The sequence below is a fragment of the Microbacterium sp. SY138 genome (genome assembly GCF_039729145.1).
In the GTDB taxonomy this organism is placed as follows: domain Bacteria; phylum Actinomycetota; class Actinomycetes; order Actinomycetales; family Microbacteriaceae; genus Microbacterium; species Microbacterium maritypicum_A.
On record NZ_CP155793.1, the window covers coordinates 2,833,224 to 2,846,944 of the forward strand.

Below are 13,721 nucleotides of genomic sequence, written 5' to 3' on the forward strand. Positions count from 1 at the left end.
GTCACCCCGCCGTCGGGATCTCTACGACGAGACTCCGCCGCAGCTCGTCCGGGTCGACGCGGATGAGTCGTCCGACCCGGTATCCCCGGACAGTGCCGTCGGAGATTCGACGCCGGATCGTCTTGACCGAGACACCCAAGCTCTCAGCCGCGATCGCCAGGGAGACCAATCCGGTGTCGTGCTCCTCGGAGCGAGTTCGAACAGTCATGGCGCTACCTCCCCGTGAGTGGACTCGTATCACTTCACAGGTGGCCGCGGCTGTCCGCTTAGGTCTCCTCATCCTCCTCTATCGCGCGGGCGATGTTCTCGACGACTCGGTCGCTCATTCGATTCGCCAGCTCGCGATCACGGACCATGGTGGCGTGTTGGTACCGCAGCACGATTCGAATATCCGCGTGCCCGCCCCGACGCATCAGCTCAGCGAGCGTCGCACCTTCCTGAGCAAAGATTGTCAGGCCCGTGTGTCGCAGGTCGTGAAAGCGGAAACGATGCGGCAAGCCGTCGACGCCGTCTCGCGCGTCGGCCCAGACGTACCCCCAGCGAGTGTTCGAGAGCGGCATCCTGCCCCTGACGCTCGCCGGAACGACCGGCGCTTTGGCTTCGGCGGCGACATTGTCAGCCAGGTGTTGCTTGAGTCGAGCGGTCATGAGCTTTGGGATGGTGAGCGACCGTTTGCCTGCATCGCTCTTGGTGTCGGTGTAGTCACCAGTGTTGGCGTTCAGCTGACGACGCACATGCAAGATTGCGCTGCCGTCATCGTGCCACTCGATGTCGCGTCGTTGGAGTCCCAGGCACTCCCCGCGACGCAGCTGGCACCAGGCGGCAAGCGGCACCATGATCGCCCACTGCTCGGGAACCGCCCTGTAGAGCGCTTCGACCTGCCTGGGCGCCACGACATCCTCACCTTCGTCGTGGTCAGAATCGTGACGCACCGACTCCTGACGCGGAATGGAGACGCTCGGTGCCGCAGGGATGATCCCGTCACGGGCCGCTTGGCGCAAGATCATCATGAGCACGACCAGCACCGGCCGCGTGATCCCGTTGAATTTCGACTTTGGATTCAATGGCGCAGGGATCCGGTCGAGTCGCTGCGTCATTGCTCGGATGCGGTTCACGTCGATCTCCCTCACCGGAGTGTCGCCGAACTCCGGAATGAGGTAACCGCTGACCTTGCTCTGATACGAGCGGACGGTTGCGATTGCCCGAATCTTGCCGCTGCGATTGCGCTCTGTCTTGATCATCTGCACCCATCGCTCCGAGTACTCCTCGAACCCCATCGACCGCGCTTTCTGAGCAGCGGCCTCGGCGCGATTCTGTGCCGCTACGGCCGCTGGCGGGTTCCACTGGCCGAGCGAGATCTTCGCGTGCACGGCGGCAAGCCATGTCCGCGCGTCCGTCTTCGTGAGGAACGTAAGCGCTTTGTCGCCCTCGGTCCGAGCCGTGTACGTCTCTCCGTCGGGTCCGGGATAGCGCGCTTGCCAGCGGCCAGAGGGGAGCTTGCGCAGGCTGCCCCACGACTCTCGCTTCGATGCACTCATCGTGCCCTCCCGTGGACTCGGACGGACGAGCGTGGACGGTCGTGCCACTCCGTGCCACTCGACGCCCACGAGACCCAGGATCCGCATATTTCCGCAGATCGTGAGGAATTCCGTAGGTCACCTGTGGCACGAAGTGGCACGCCCCCAGCCGCTCGCCAACCCGAAATTTCGGGTGCCGGACTCTCTCGCCTCCATAAGGGAGGTGTGCTCGTGCCACCGGCGTGCCCCACCGAACGGGTATTTCTGGTCATGTCTGTCCTCCTCTGTCATTTCGAAGAGGGCACGAAAGAGGCCCGAACCCGCGAGATTTCGCGGATCCGGGCCTCTGACCAGCTGTTTCGCTGGAACCTCAGAGAGAAGCTCTCAGAAGTCCCAGTCGTCGTCTTCGGTGGCCTCGGCCTTGCCGATGACGTACGACGAGCCCGACCCCGAGAAGAAGTCGTGGTTCTCGTCGGCGTTCGGCGAGAGTGCCGACAGGATCGCCGGGTTCACGTTCGTGACGCTGGAGGGGAACATCGCCTCGTAGCCCAGGTTCATGAGGGCCTTGTTGGCGTTGTAGTGCAGGAACTTCTTCACGTCTTCGGTCAGACCGACACCGTCGTAGAGGTCCTGCGTGTACTGCACCTCGTTGTCGTAGAGCTCGTACATGAGCGAGAACGTGTAGTCCTTGAGCTCATCGCGGCGCTCCTGGGTCTCGTTCTCGAGGCCCTTCTGGAACTTGTAGCCGATGTAGTACCCGTGCACGGCCTCGTCGCGGATGATGAGGCGGATCAGGTCGGCCGTGTTCGTCAGCTTCGCCTTCGAGGACCAATAGATCGGCAGGTAGAAGCCCGAGTAGAAGAGGAACGACTCCAGAAGGGTGGAGGCCACCTTGCGCTTGAGCGGGTCGTCGCCCTGGTAGTAGTCCATGATGATCTGAGCCTTCTTCTGAAGGTTCGGGTTCTCGGTGGACCAGCGGAACGCCTCGTCGATCTCCTTCGTCGACGCGAGGGTCGAGAAGATCGAGGAGTAGCTCTTCGCGTGCACCGACTCCATGAACGCGATGTTCGTGTATACGGCCTCTTCGTGAGGGGTGATCGCGTCGGGGATCAGCGACACCGCGCCCACGGTGCCCTGGATCGTGTCGAGCAACGTGAGACCGGTGAACACCCGCATGGTGAGCAGCTGCTCGTCGGGGGTGAGCGTGTTCCACGACTGCACGTCGTTCGACAGCGGCACCTTCTCGGGCAGCCAGAAGTTGTTCACCAGACGGTTCCAGACCTCGAGGTCCTTGTCGTCCTGGATGCGGTTCCAGTTGATCGCCTGCACGCTGGAGACCAGCTTGAGTCTTTCGGGAGTCATTTCTTCGTCGTTTCTCGGGTTTCAGCCGCGTTCTCGGGTCGACAGTTTGTCAGGTCAGAGCATGCACGAGACGCACTCGGCCATGTCGGTGCCCTCGAGCGCCAGCTGACGCAGACGGATGTAGTAGATCGTCTTGATGCCCTTGCGCCATGCGTAGATCTGCGCCTTGTTGATGTCACGCGTGGTGGCGGTGTCCTTGAAGAACAGGGTCAGAGACAGACCCTGGTCGACGTGCTGCGTGGCGGCCGCATAGGTGTCGATGACCTTCTCGTAGCCGATCTCGTACGCGTCCTGGTAGTACTCCAGGTTGTCGTTCGTCATGAACGCCGCCGGGTAGTAGACGCGACCGAGCTTGCCTTCCTTGCGGATCTCGATCTTCGACGCGATCGGGTGGATCGACGACGTGGAGTTGTTGATGTACGAGATCGAGCCGGTCGGCGGGACGGCCTGAAGGTTCTGGTTGTAGATGCCGTGCTTCTGGATCGACGCCTTCAGCTCGGCCCAGTCGTCCTGGGTCGGGATGTGCTTGCCGGCGAAGAGCTCCTTGACCTTCTCGGTCGCGGGAACCCACGCCTGGTCGATGTACTTGTCGAAGAACTCCCCCGACGCATACTTCGAGTCCTCGAACCCGTCGAACGTCGTGCCGCGCTCGATCGCGAGGTTGTTGGACGCCCGCAGGGCGTGGAACAGCACCGTGTAGAAGTAGATGTTCGTGAAGTCGATGCCCTCTTCGGAGCCGTAGTACACATGCTCGCGGGCAAGGTATCCGTGCAGGTTCATCTGGCCGAGGCCGATCGCGTGCGAGCGGTCGTTGCCGTCCTCGATCGACCGCACCGAGCCGATGTGGCTCTGGTCGCTCACCGCGGTGAGGGCGCGGATCGCCGTCTCGACGGTCTGCCCCAGGTCATCGGCATCCATCGACAGCGCGATGTTCATCGAGCCGAGGTTGCAGGAGATGTCCTTGCCGATGTTGTCGTACGACAGGTCGTCGTTGTACGTGGTCGGCGTGTTCACCTGCAGGATCTCGCTGCAGAGGTTGGACATGTTGATCCGACCCTTGATCGGGTTGGCCTTGTTCACCGTGTCTTCGAACATGACGTACGGGTAGCCGGACTCGAACTGGATCTCGGCGACGGTCTGGAAGAACTCGCGCGCGTTGATCTTGGTCTTCTTGATGCGCGGGTCGTCGACCATCTCGCGGTACTTCTCGGTGACCGAGATGTCGCCGAACGGAACGCCGTAGACCTTCTCGACGTCGTACGGCGAGAACAGGTACATGTCCTCGTCGTTCTTGGCGAGTTCGAAAGTGATGTCCGGAACCACGACGCCCAGCGACAGCGTCTTGATGCGGATCTTCTCATCGGCGTTCTCGCGCTTGGTGTCGAGGAAGCGCATGATGTCGGGGTGGTGGGCGTTGAGGTACACCGCACCGGCGCCCTGACGCGCACCGAGCTGGTTGGCGTAGCTGAAGCTGTCTTCGAGGAGCTTCATCACGGGGATGATGCCGGAGGACTGGTTCTCGATCTGCTTGATCGGCGCACCCGACTCGCGGATGTTCGACAGCAGCAGGGCGACGCCGCCGCCGCGCTTGGAGAGCTGCAGGGCCGAGTTGATGCCGCGGGCGATCGACTCCATGTTGTCTTCGATGCGCAGCAGGAAGCAGCTGACGAGTTCGCCGCGCTGCGCCTTGCCGGCGTTGAGGAATGTCGGGGTGGCCGGCTGGAAGCGACCGGAGATGATCTCCTCGACGAGCGCGACCGCGAGCTTCTCATCGCCGTCGGCGAGGCCGAGGGCGGTCATCACGACGCGGTCCTCGAAGCGCTCGAGGTAGCGCTTGCCGTCGAACGTCTTCAGCGTGTAGCTCGTGTAGTACTTGAACGCGCCGAGGAACGTCTCGAAACGGAACTTCTTGCCGTACGCGAGGTCGTTGAGCTTCTGGATGAACTCCATCGAGTACTTCTCGATGACGGCGCCTTCGTAGTACTCCTTCTCCACGAGGTAGTCCAGACGCTCCTTGAGCGAGTGGAAGAACACCGTGTTCTGGTTCACGTGCTGCAGGAAGTACTCCCGCGCGGCGCGCTTGTCGGCGTCGAACTGGATCTTCCCGTTCGCGTCGTACAGGTTGAGCATCGCGTTGAGGGCGTGATAGTCGAGACCCTCGTAAGAGGGGTTCGCCTTGAATGCCACTGTCTCGGTCACTGAAGCTGCCACCGTCGTTCCAATCCGTCGCTCACGCGATCCACATCGTCTTGTGTGCCGAAGATCTCGAGCCGATACAAGTGAGGCACGTTGCACTTGCGGCTGATGATGTCACCGGCGAGGCAGAAGGCGTCGCCGAAGTTGGTGTTGCCCGCGGAGATCACGCCGCGGATGTGGCGCCGGTTGCGCTCATCGTTGAGGAACCGGATCACCTGTTTCGGAACTGCGCCTTTCTCGACGCCGCGCCCCGCTCCCCCGCCGTAGGTGGGGGTGACCAGCACGAAGGGCTCGTCGATGACGAGGTCTTCTTCGTGTCGGTGGAGGGGGATGCGTCGGGACGGGAGTCCGAGCTTCTCGATGAACCGCGCGGTGTTACCCGAGACGCTCGAGAAGTAGATCAGGAGCGGCGCTGCGGTCGCGACGGCGCTCATGCGGCGTCACGCCAGACGGGAGGCGAGTTCGTCGATCTTGTCGGGACGGAAACCCGACCAGTGACCCTCGTCGGTGACGACGACGGGTGCCTGCATGTAACCGAGCGCCTTGACCTGCTCGAGCGCCGTCGGGTCTTCCGACAGGTCGAGGATCTCGTACTCGATGCCCTTGGCATCGAGGGCACGGTAGGTGGCGTTGCACTGAACGCAGGAAGGCTTTGTGTAGACCGTGATCGACATCTTTTTCGTAACCCCTCAAATCTCTGGCCCGCTTCTCATCAGGCTGTTTCCCGGTAGACCCCCTGCCGGGACTTCAATACTACATATGGGGACCGACATTGGGGGCGACCACAAGGGGTAGTAGTTACATCCGTGTAGTTATCCACCGTTCTCTACAGATACAACACAGGTTCTCCACCGTTTCTTCCACAGGCCGAGCCCTCGTCCGGAGGCACTCGAACCGCGTGAAATCGCGGCTGGGAAGCCCCTGTGAGCGATCCATCCACAGGGGGGACGTTACGACGCCCCACCGACATTCGGATTCCTGTGGAAATCGACCTTCGGCGTGTCGCGGGCGTGTCGCGGATCGACCTCTTCGGCGGCCGACCCCGCGGCCCGGTACCGTGGTCTGGTGGCGGGATATCGGGATCTTCTTCGCACGCCGGGAGTGGCGCGCATGATCGCTGCTCAGCTGACCGCGCGCTTCCCCAACGGAATGATGTCGCTGGCGATCCTGCTGCACGTCGAGCAGCAGACCGGGTCGTACGGATCGGCAGGCCTGGTCCTCGCCGCGACCAGTGTGGGCCAGGCGATCGCCGGTCCCATCACGAGCCGTTGGATGGGCGTCTGGGGCATGCGACGTGTGCTCACGCTCACGCTGTCGGTGTGCGTCGTGGCGGTGCTGTGCCTCGCACTGCTGCCGCTCGAGGTACCGGGCTACATGGCTCTCGGCATGGTCGCCGGACTCTCCACCCCGCCCGTCCAGGCCGCGGTGCGCACCATCTATCCGAAGCTCGTCAACTCCTCGAACCTCACGCCGCTGTTCTCCCTCGACGCGTCGCTGCAGGAGATCATCTGGGTGCTGGCCCCCGTCGTGATCACGCTCGTCTCGACCCAGATCGGCACGCCGGAGGGCCTGCTGCTGGTGGCGATCATCCTCGTCGGCGGCGGCGCCTGGTTCATCCTCTCCCCAGAGGTCGGACGGGTCCGCATCCCCCGGAGCCGCAACGCTCTGGGCAAGGTCGTGCTCAAGCCGCCCGTACTGCTGGCGACCGTGATCGGCTTCCTCCTGATCGGAGCCTGTGCGGCTGTGGAGGTGGGAGTCGTCGCGACGTTCGAGCACGGAAGCCTCGCGGCCGGTCTCGTGCTCGCCGTGTTCTCGGCGGGAAGCCTCGCCGGCGGTCTGGCCTTCGGTCACATCCCCATCGGGCCGTGGGCCATGGCGCGCCGTCTGCTGATCGTCACGATCGGCCTCGGCCTGACGATGGTCATGCTCAACGTGTTCTGGCTCGGCGGCACCCTGATCCTCGCCGGCATCGGCATCGCTCCGGCTCTCGCCGTGCTCTTCGCGATCACCTCGGCCAGTGTGAAGTTCAGCGAGACCGCTGAGGCCTTCGGCTGGGCCGGCACCGGCCAGCTCATCGGCGCCGCCGCCGGATCCGCGGTCGCCGGCTTCCTCGTCGATGTCGGCGACTGGCGCGGCGCCTACCTCGCCGCCACGATCTTCGCCGCGGTGGGACTGCTCGTGGCCGTCGTCTTCGTCCGTTCCTTCCCTGATCTGCGTCACCGCGACGCGAGCCCGCATCCCGACACCGAACCCCTGGCGGTCACCCCCTCATGAGCTCCCCCATTTCTTCGACCTCTGCCCCCGAGATCGTCTGCATCGGCGAGACCATGGCGCTGATCACTCCGACGGATGCCCCGCTCGCCGACGCCGCGCAGGCGTCGATCGGCCTGGCCGGCGCCGAGTCCAACGTGGCCGCCGGCGTCGCCTCCTCCGGACACCGGGTCGCCTGGGCGTCGCGGCTGGGCGCCGACCCGCTCGGCGACAGGGTCGCCTTCGAGCTCGAGCGGCGGGGTGTGGAGTTGTGGGTCGAGCGCGACGATGCCGCGCCCACCGGAGTGATGTTCAAGGACCCGGGCGCCGAATCCTCCTCCGTCTACTACTACCGTCGGGGATCCGCTGCCTCCCGCATGGAACCGGGGTTCCTGACCGCGCGGCGTCTCGACGGGGTGCGGATCGTGCACACCACCGGGATCACCCCCGCGCTGTCCGCGTCGTGCCGCGAGACGGTCGACCAGCTCTTCTCCGACGCCCGCACCGCGGGAGCCCTCGTGTCGTTCGACGTGAACGACCGGCGTCCGCTGTGGAGCAGGGAGGATGCCGCAGAGACGCTCGCCCGCCTGGCCGACACCGCGGACATCTCCTTCGTCGGCCGAGACGAGGCTGAACGCATCTGGGGTACCGCGACACCCGCCGAGATCCGCGCCTTCCTCCCGAACTGCGCGCTGCTGGTCGTCAAGGACGGCGATGTCGGCGCCACTGCCTTCCATGGCGACGACGAGCCGATCTTCGTGCCCGCTCCCGTGGTCGACGTCGTCGAGCCGGTCGGCGCGGGAGATGCGTTCGCATCCGGCTTCCTGGCGGCGACCCTCGACGGAGCCGACCTCGCCGCGCGCCTCTCCGCCGGCCACGCGGCCGCGGAGCGCGTGCTGACGATCGCCGCCGACCTCCCACCGCTGGTGCCGCTCGCCTGATGCGGCTCGGGTGATCCCGGCCGCCTGAACACCACCGGTCGTAGGCTGGTGCCATGCCCGCCCCGCTCACCCTGCCCCGTATCTCGTGGGGCTCCCCGTCGGCATCCCGTCGCGCTCTCCTCGTCCACGGTCTCGGTTCCTCCGGAGCACTGATGTGGCGTCTCGGAGACGCTCTCGCCGCAGCGGGATGGCACGCGACCGCCGTCGACCTGCGGGGTCACGGCGATGCACCGCGCGCTCTCGACTACTCGGTGGCCGCGTACGGTGCCGATCTCGCCGCCACCCTCCCGGACGGCGGCGGCGCGTGGGACGCGGTCATCGGCCATTCGCTCGGCGGCGCATCCAGCACGGTCGCGGCGGCATCGACCCCGGAATGGACTCGACGGCTGGTGCTGATCGACCCCGCGATCCATGTGGGCGGGCGCGATGCGGCGATCGTGCGACGGAGCCAGGAGCGCGCATTCGCCGACACCCGCCTCGAAGTGGTGCAGGCGGAGCATCCGCACTGGCATCCGCAGGATCAGGAGCTCAAGGTCGACGCGGTGCTGCGTGCGAGCGCGTGGGCGGTGGAGCAGACCAGTACCCAGAATCAGCCCTGGGACGTACGGGCAGAGGCTGCGCGTCTGACCGTGCCCACGCATGTGATCGGCGCCGACCCCGCGGTCTACAGCATCTTCACGGGAGAACTCGCCGACGAGGTCCTCGCGGCGAACCCCCTGATCACCCTCTCCGTCGTCGAGGGTGCAGGACACTCCCTGCACCGCGACCGCCCGGAGGAATCCGTCCGTCAGCTTCTGGAGGCTCTGGCATGACATTCGACCCTGCGACGCTCCTGCCCGACGACCTTCTCGAGCGCATCCGCGAGCGCGCACCGATCCACGACCGCGAGAACACCTTCCCCCAGCAGGACCTCGACGAGTTGCGCGCGGCCGGCTACCTGTCGATCCTGGTGCCGAAGGAGCGCGGAGGGGCGGGGCTCGGACTCGCCGAGGCCGCGATCCTGCAGCAGCGTCTCGCCGGTGCCGCGCCGGCGACGGCGCTGGCCATCAACATGCATCTCGTGTGGACCGGCGTGGCGAAGGTCTTCTCCGACAGAGGCGTCCCCGGCCTCGAGTTCGTGCAGGACGGCGCTGCGGCAGGCGAGGTCTTCGCCTTCGGCATCAGCGAGGGCGGCAACGACCTGGTGCTGTTCGGCAGCGACACCGCGGCCGTGCCCGACGGCGACGGCGGCTACGCGTTCACCGGGACCAAGATCTTCACCTCCCTCGCTCCGGTCTGGACGCGGCTGGGGCTGCACGGCCTCGACACCACCAGCCCCGATGGGCCGAAGCTCGTGTTCGCCTTCGTGGAGCGGACGCACGCCGTCACGACGTCCGACGACTGGGACACCCTCGGCATGCGGGGCACGCAGAGCCGCACCACCCGGCTGAACGGCGCCGTGGCCGATGCCGCGCACGTGGTGCGGCGCATCGACCCCGGGCCCAGCCCCGATCCGATCGTGTTCGGCATCTTCTCGGTGTTCGAGATCCTGCTCGCCTCCGTCTACACCGGCATCGCCCGGAGAGCGCTCGAGCTGGCCGTGACGACGGCGCAGAAGCGGCACTCGAAGAAGACCGGCCTCGCCTACAGCCAGGACCCCGACATCCGCTGGCGCATCGCCGACATGGCCATCGCCTACGACGCCCTGCCGCCGCAGATCGCCTCCCTCGCCCGTGATGTGGACGACGGCGTCGATCACGGCGCGCGCTGGTTCCCGCAGCTCTCCGGCGTCAAGCACCGGGCGATCACGATGGCCAAGCACGTGGTCGACGAGGCGATGCTCGTGGCCGGCGGCGGGTCGTACTTCTCCGCCAACGAGCTCTCGCGTCTCTACCGTGACGTGCTGGCCGGGGCGTTCCACCCCTCCGACCCCGAATCCGCGCATTCGACGGCGGCGAACGCCTGGCTGGGTCCGCTCGAGAGCTGAATTTCCTGCCGATTCCGCTGGACGAATCGCCAGATTCTGCGAAATCGGTTGCCGAGCGCATTGCGGAGTGCGAAGATCGCACCATGAGTCCGGCGAAGAAGCACCCTTCCCTCGATGCGGTCTCGAAGACGATCGTCGAGCTGCTCCAAGAGGACGGCCGTCGTTCGTATTCGGAGATCGGCCGCACCGTCGGGATGAGCGAAGCCGCGGTGCGCCAGAGGGTGCAGCGGCTCACCGAGTCGGGTGTGATGCAGATCGTCGCCGTCACCGACCCGATGCAGCTGGGCTTCCACCGCCAGGCCATGATCGGCGTCCGCGTGTCCGGCGACGCGCGCCGTGTCGCCGAGGCCATCGCCGCGATCGAGTCCGTCGACTACGTGGTCATCACGGTCGGCTCGTTCGACGTCCTCGCCGAGGTCGTCTGCGAGGACGACGACGACCTGCTCGCGCTGATCAACGACGTCATCCGCCCGATCGATGGCGTCCTCTCCACCGAAACCTTCATCTACGCCAAGCTGCAGAAGCAGCTCTACAACTGGGGGACCAGATGAGCACCGCACGCACCATCCCTTCCGAGTCCGCACTGCAGACGATGGCGAAGGACCATCTCTGGATGCACTTCACCCGGCAGTCGACGATGGCGGAGTCGGGTGTGCCCATCATCGTCAAGGGAGACGGGCATCGTATCTGGGATGCCAAGGGCAAGGAGTACTTCGACGGCCTGGCCGGACTCTTCGTCGTGAACGCCGGCCACGGTCGGCGTCGGCTGGCCGAGGCCGCGGCGGCGCAGGCCTCCGAGCTGGCTTTCTTCCCCCTCTGGTCGTATGCGCACCCGGCAGCGATCGAGCTGGCCGACCGTCTCGCCGACGAGGCTCCGGGCGACCTCAACAAGGTCTTCTTCTCCACCGGGGGCGGCGAGGCGGTCGAGACCGCATTTAAGCTCGCGAAGCACTACTGGAAGCTGCAGGGCAAGCCCGCCAAGCACAAGGTGATCTCCCGCGCCGTCGCGTATCACGGCACCCCGCAGGGCGCGCTGGCGATCACGGGCATCCCGGCGATGAAGTCGATGTTCGAGCCCGTCACCCCCGGCGGCTTCCGCGTGCCCAACACCAACTTCTACCGCGCGGCCGAGATGGGTGGACCCGCCGACGACCTCGAGGCGTTCGGACGCTGGGCGGCCGACCGCATCGAGGAGATGATCCTCTTCGAAGGCGCTGACACCGTGGCCGCCGTGTTCCTCGAGCCGGTGCAGAACTCCGGCGGATGCTTCCCGCCCCCTCCCGGCTACTTCGCCCGCGTCCGCGAGATCTGCGACCGCCACGACGTGCTGCTCGTCTCGGACGAGGTCATCTGCGCCTTCGGCCGCCTCGGTCACACCTTCGCCTGCACGGGCCTGGGCTACGTGCCCGACATGATCACGTGCGCCAAGGGCATGACGAGCGGCTACTCCCCCATCGGCGCGACCATCGTCAGCGACCGTATCTACGAGCCCTTCTCGAAGGGCGATCTGTCCTTCCCGCACGGCTACACGTTCGGCGGACACCCGGTGTCGGCCGCTGTCGCTCTGGAGAACCTGGCGATCTTCGATGAGGAGGGGCTGAACGCGCACGTGCGCGAGAATTCCCCGCTGTTCCGCACCGAGCTCGAGAAGCTGCTCGACCTGCCGCTGGTGGGCGACGTGCGGGGCGACGGCTACTTCTTCGGCATCGAGCTCGTGAAGGACAAGTCGACCAAGGAGACCTTCGACGACGACGAGTCCGAGCGGCTGCTGCGCGGCTTCCTCTCCCCCGCCCTGTTCGAGGCCGGTCTGTATTGCCGCGCCGACGACCGCGGCGACCCCGTGATCCAGCTCGCGCCGCCGCTCACCGTCGGGCCTTCGGAATTCCGCGAGATCGAGCAGATCCTGCGCGACGTGCTGATACGCGCGCAGTCGGTGCTCTGACCCTCGCGCGCACCGATCGGGCCGATACGGGTCAGGCCACCGGCACCGCGCTCCGCTTCGCCAGCAGCGCGAGGTGGAGCGCGGCGAGCGTCTCCCCGTCGTCGAGGTCGACGTCGAGCAGATCACCGATCAGGGTGAGCCGCTGGTAGAAGACGGATCTCGAGAGGTGGCTCGCGGCCGCCGCCGCGGAGCGATTTCCGGGGTGGGTGACGAGCGCCGCGAGCACGTCGAGCAGGTCTCCGCGCCGGTCGCGGTCGTACGCCACGACCGGGGCGAGCATCCGCTCGCTGTGCGCGAGCAGGCGCTGATCGTCACGCAACGAGGCGACGAAGCGCTCGAGCGGACGGTCGTCGACGCGTCGCACGCGCGGGCCGGATTCGGAGCGGTCGCTCGCCGCGAGGTCTCTCGCCGCGCGCAATGAGGCGAGCAGCCCCAGGACATCTTCGGCGGGAGGGCCGACGAAGACCGTGCGCGCGGGCCCGGCGATGCGCACGGCGAGAGCATCGGTGAGCAGCGCGGACTCGGGGAGCGATAGCAGGGCGACGTCATCCTCTCCCACGCGGGCGGCGACCACGGCGGCCCCGGCCTGCCGAGCCCGGTAGGCGAGCTCGGCCGCCGACTCCGCCCCGCGGGCGACGAAGCCGTGGCAATGCCGACCCGAAAGAGCGAACCCGCCCGAAGCCAGACGGGCGGCGATGTCGGCCGGGTTCGCGAACCGCGCGCCGAGCAGATCGTCGATGATGCCCCGCTGCGCGAGCAGCGACCACTCGGTGTCGCCCCCGTCCGCCAGGCAGCCGAAGGCCAGTGCCGTCGCCCCCTGTTCGAGCACCGTGTGCCGGCCCGCCGGGTGCACGGGGCCCGGAAGGGCGAGCAGGGTTCCCCACCGCACCCCCCGCGCCTGCACCGGGATGCGATCGGCCGCGTCGAGCTGTCCGAGCGCCTGCGCGACCGGCATCCGCAGGGTCTCGAGCGCGATCACCTCGTGCGCGAGGTTCTCCAACACGACGGGCGCGCCGAGCGCTCTCGCGGTCTCGGCGACGACGACGTCGGCCGGAGCGCCCTGCAGGCTCAGCGCAGTGAAGAGCTCGTGCAGGCGCTGGCGTTCGTGCAGCGCATCCGTCTGAGCGGCGATGAGCGATCTGTGCACCGACTCCGTCACCGCGACGAACTTGATCTCGCTGGTCAGGGCGATCAGGGCGAGACCGACGTCCCGGCACACCTCGGTCACGGCATCGGGGATCTGCGATTGGCCGGACCCGAGCTCCACGACGATGCCCGCGATCCCCGCACGGTGCAGGGCTCTCGCGAAGTCGCGCAGCTCGTCCGGAGCCGTCGGCCATCCCGCCCCGGTGCTGAGCAGCAGCTCGCCGCCGTCGAGCAGTCGGGCGACTCCTGCGCTGTCGGAGACATGCACCCAGCGCACGTCGGCATCGAGAGCGGCGCCGCCCACGACCACGTCCGGTGCGCCCGCCTGCAGCACCGGATCGGCGAGAACGTCGGCCACCGTGAGCACACCCCCTGCCCGACTCGGACGATCTGTCCGATGC

Annotated in this window: 13 protein-coding genes; 6 read left to right on the forward strand and 7 right to left on the reverse strand. The window is 66.6% G+C overall.

Translation table 11 applies throughout. The features are described from left to right. Position 1: 1 nt before the first annotated feature. The 6 genes from ABDC25_RS13490 to nrdH all read right to left on the reverse strand — a co-directional run bounded on the left by ABDC25_RS13490 (position 2) and on the right by nrdH (position 5,749). Positions 2 to 208: a helix-turn-helix domain-containing protein gene (locus ABDC25_RS13490; protein WP_167255801.1), complete on the reverse strand. Its 207-nt coding sequence runs from the start codon at positions 206 to 208 to the stop codon at positions 2 to 4. A gap of 58 nt (positions 209 to 266) precedes the next feature. Further along, positions 267 to 1,538 carry a site-specific integrase gene (locus tag ABDC25_RS13495; protein ID WP_167255799.1) on the reverse strand — a complete coding sequence of 424 codons (1,272 nt, stop codon included), beginning with the start codon at positions 1,536 to 1,538 and terminating at the stop codon, positions 267 to 269. Positions 1,539 to 1,901: 363 nt separating this feature from the next. Continuing rightward, on the reverse strand, positions 1,902 to 2,879 hold the full coding sequence (gene nrdF, locus ABDC25_RS13500; protein ID WP_017828866.1) for a class 1b ribonucleoside-diphosphate reductase subunit beta: 978 nt from the start codon (positions 2,877 to 2,879) through the stop codon (positions 1,902 to 1,904). Positions 2,880 to 2,933: 54 nt separating this feature from the next. Further along, positions 2,934 to 5,078 (reverse strand): class 1b ribonucleoside-diphosphate reductase subunit alpha, encoded by a 2,145-nt coding sequence (gene nrdE / locus ABDC25_RS13505; RefSeq protein ID WP_021199955.1) that lies wholly within the window; start codon positions 5,076 to 5,078, stop codon positions 2,934 to 2,936. Then, the gene (gene nrdI, locus ABDC25_RS13510; RefSeq protein ID WP_021199956.1) at positions 5,075 to 5,509 is read right to left on the reverse strand and encodes a class Ib ribonucleoside-diphosphate reductase assembly flavoprotein NrdI; all 435 of its coding nucleotides are present in this window, start codon (positions 5,507 to 5,509) and stop codon (positions 5,075 to 5,077) included. Before nrdI ends, nrdE begins: the two co-directional genes overlap by 4 nt. Positions 5,510 to 5,515: 6 nt before the next feature. Beyond that, positions 5,516 to 5,749 carry a glutaredoxin-like protein NrdH gene (nrdH, locus tag ABDC25_RS13515; RefSeq protein ID WP_017828869.1) on the reverse strand — a complete coding sequence of 78 codons (234 nt, stop codon included), beginning with the start codon at positions 5,747 to 5,749 and terminating at the stop codon, positions 5,516 to 5,518. A gap of 391 nt (positions 5,750 to 6,140) precedes the next feature. Between nrdH and ABDC25_RS13520 the strand changes: the two genes are divergently transcribed. The 6 genes from ABDC25_RS13520 to ABDC25_RS13545 all read left to right on the forward strand — a co-directional run bounded on the left by ABDC25_RS13520 (position 6,141) and on the right by ABDC25_RS13545 (position 12,174). Further along, positions 6,141 to 7,349 carry an MFS transporter gene (locus ABDC25_RS13520; protein ID WP_029267132.1) on the forward strand — a complete coding sequence of 403 codons (1,209 nt, stop codon included), beginning with the start codon at positions 6,141 to 6,143 and terminating at the stop codon, positions 7,347 to 7,349. Next, entirely contained in the window at positions 7,346 to 8,266 is a 921-nt protein-coding gene (locus ABDC25_RS13525) for a sugar kinase (RefSeq protein ID WP_021199958.1), read from the forward strand. The genes ABDC25_RS13520 and ABDC25_RS13525 overlap by 4 nt, the downstream gene beginning before the upstream one ends. A 53-nt stretch (positions 8,267 to 8,319) precedes the next feature. Next, a complete protein-coding gene (locus tag ABDC25_RS13530; protein WP_021199959.1) occupies positions 8,320 to 9,078 on the forward strand; it encodes an alpha/beta hydrolase in 759 nt (252 codons plus the stop codon). Beyond that, positions 9,075 to 10,232, forward strand: coding sequence for an acyl-CoA dehydrogenase family protein (locus ABDC25_RS13535; protein ID WP_021199960.1), 1,158 nt, complete (start codon positions 9,075 to 9,077; stop codon positions 10,230 to 10,232). The genes ABDC25_RS13530 and ABDC25_RS13535 overlap by 4 nt, the downstream gene beginning before the upstream one ends. Positions 10,233 to 10,315: 83 nt before the next feature. Next, entirely contained in the window at positions 10,316 to 10,783 is a 468-nt protein-coding gene (locus tag ABDC25_RS13540) for an Lrp/AsnC family transcriptional regulator (RefSeq protein ID WP_021199961.1), read from the forward strand. Continuing rightward, positions 10,780 to 12,174, forward strand: coding sequence for an aspartate aminotransferase family protein (locus ABDC25_RS13545; RefSeq protein ID WP_167255787.1), 1,395 nt, complete (start codon positions 10,780 to 10,782; stop codon positions 12,172 to 12,174). Before ABDC25_RS13540 ends, ABDC25_RS13545 begins: the two co-directional genes overlap by 4 nt. Before the next feature lie 31 nt (positions 12,175 to 12,205). Here the strand turns inward: ABDC25_RS13545 and ABDC25_RS13550 are convergent, their stop codons facing one another. Further along, positions 12,206 to 13,678 (reverse strand): PucR family transcriptional regulator ligand-binding domain-containing protein, encoded by a 1,473-nt coding sequence (locus ABDC25_RS13550; protein ID WP_292777719.1) that lies wholly within the window; start codon positions 13,676 to 13,678, stop codon positions 12,206 to 12,208. Positions 13,679 to 13,721 lie beyond the last annotated feature (43 nt).

Coding starts and splice junctions, on each gene's coding strand:
- ABDC25_RS13530 (WP_021199959.1), top strand. CDS start 8,320: ATGCCCGCCCCGCTCACCCTGCCCCGTATCTCGTGGGGCTCCCCGTCG.
- nrdH (WP_017828869.1), bottom strand. CDS start 5,749: ATGTCGATCACGGTCTACACAAAGCCTTCCTGCGTTCAGTGCAACGCC.
- ABDC25_RS13535 (WP_021199960.1), top strand. CDS start 9,075: ATGACATTCGACCCTGCGACGCTCCTGCCCGACGACCTTCTCGAGCGC.
- nrdI (WP_021199956.1), bottom strand. CDS start 5,509: ATGAGCGCCGTCGCGACCGCAGCGCCGCTCCTGATCTACTTCTCGAGC.
- nrdF (WP_017828866.1), bottom strand. CDS start 2,879: ATGACTCCCGAAAGACTCAAGCTGGTCTCCAGCGTGCAGGCGATCAAC.
- ABDC25_RS13490 (WP_167255801.1), bottom strand. CDS start 208: ATGACTGTTCGAACTCGCTCCGAGGAGCACGACACCGGATTGGTCTCC.
- ABDC25_RS13545 (WP_167255787.1), top strand. CDS start 10,780: ATGAGCACCGCACGCACCATCCCTTCCGAGTCCGCACTGCAGACGATG.
- ABDC25_RS13540 (WP_021199961.1), top strand. CDS start 10,316: ATGAGTCCGGCGAAGAAGCACCCTTCCCTCGATGCGGTCTCGAAGACG.
- ABDC25_RS13525 (WP_021199958.1), top strand. CDS start 7,346: ATGAGCTCCCCCATTTCTTCGACCTCTGCCCCCGAGATCGTCTGCATC.
- ABDC25_RS13495 (WP_167255799.1), bottom strand. CDS start 1,538: ATGAGTGCATCGAAGCGAGAGTCGTGGGGCAGCCTGCGCAAGCTCCCC.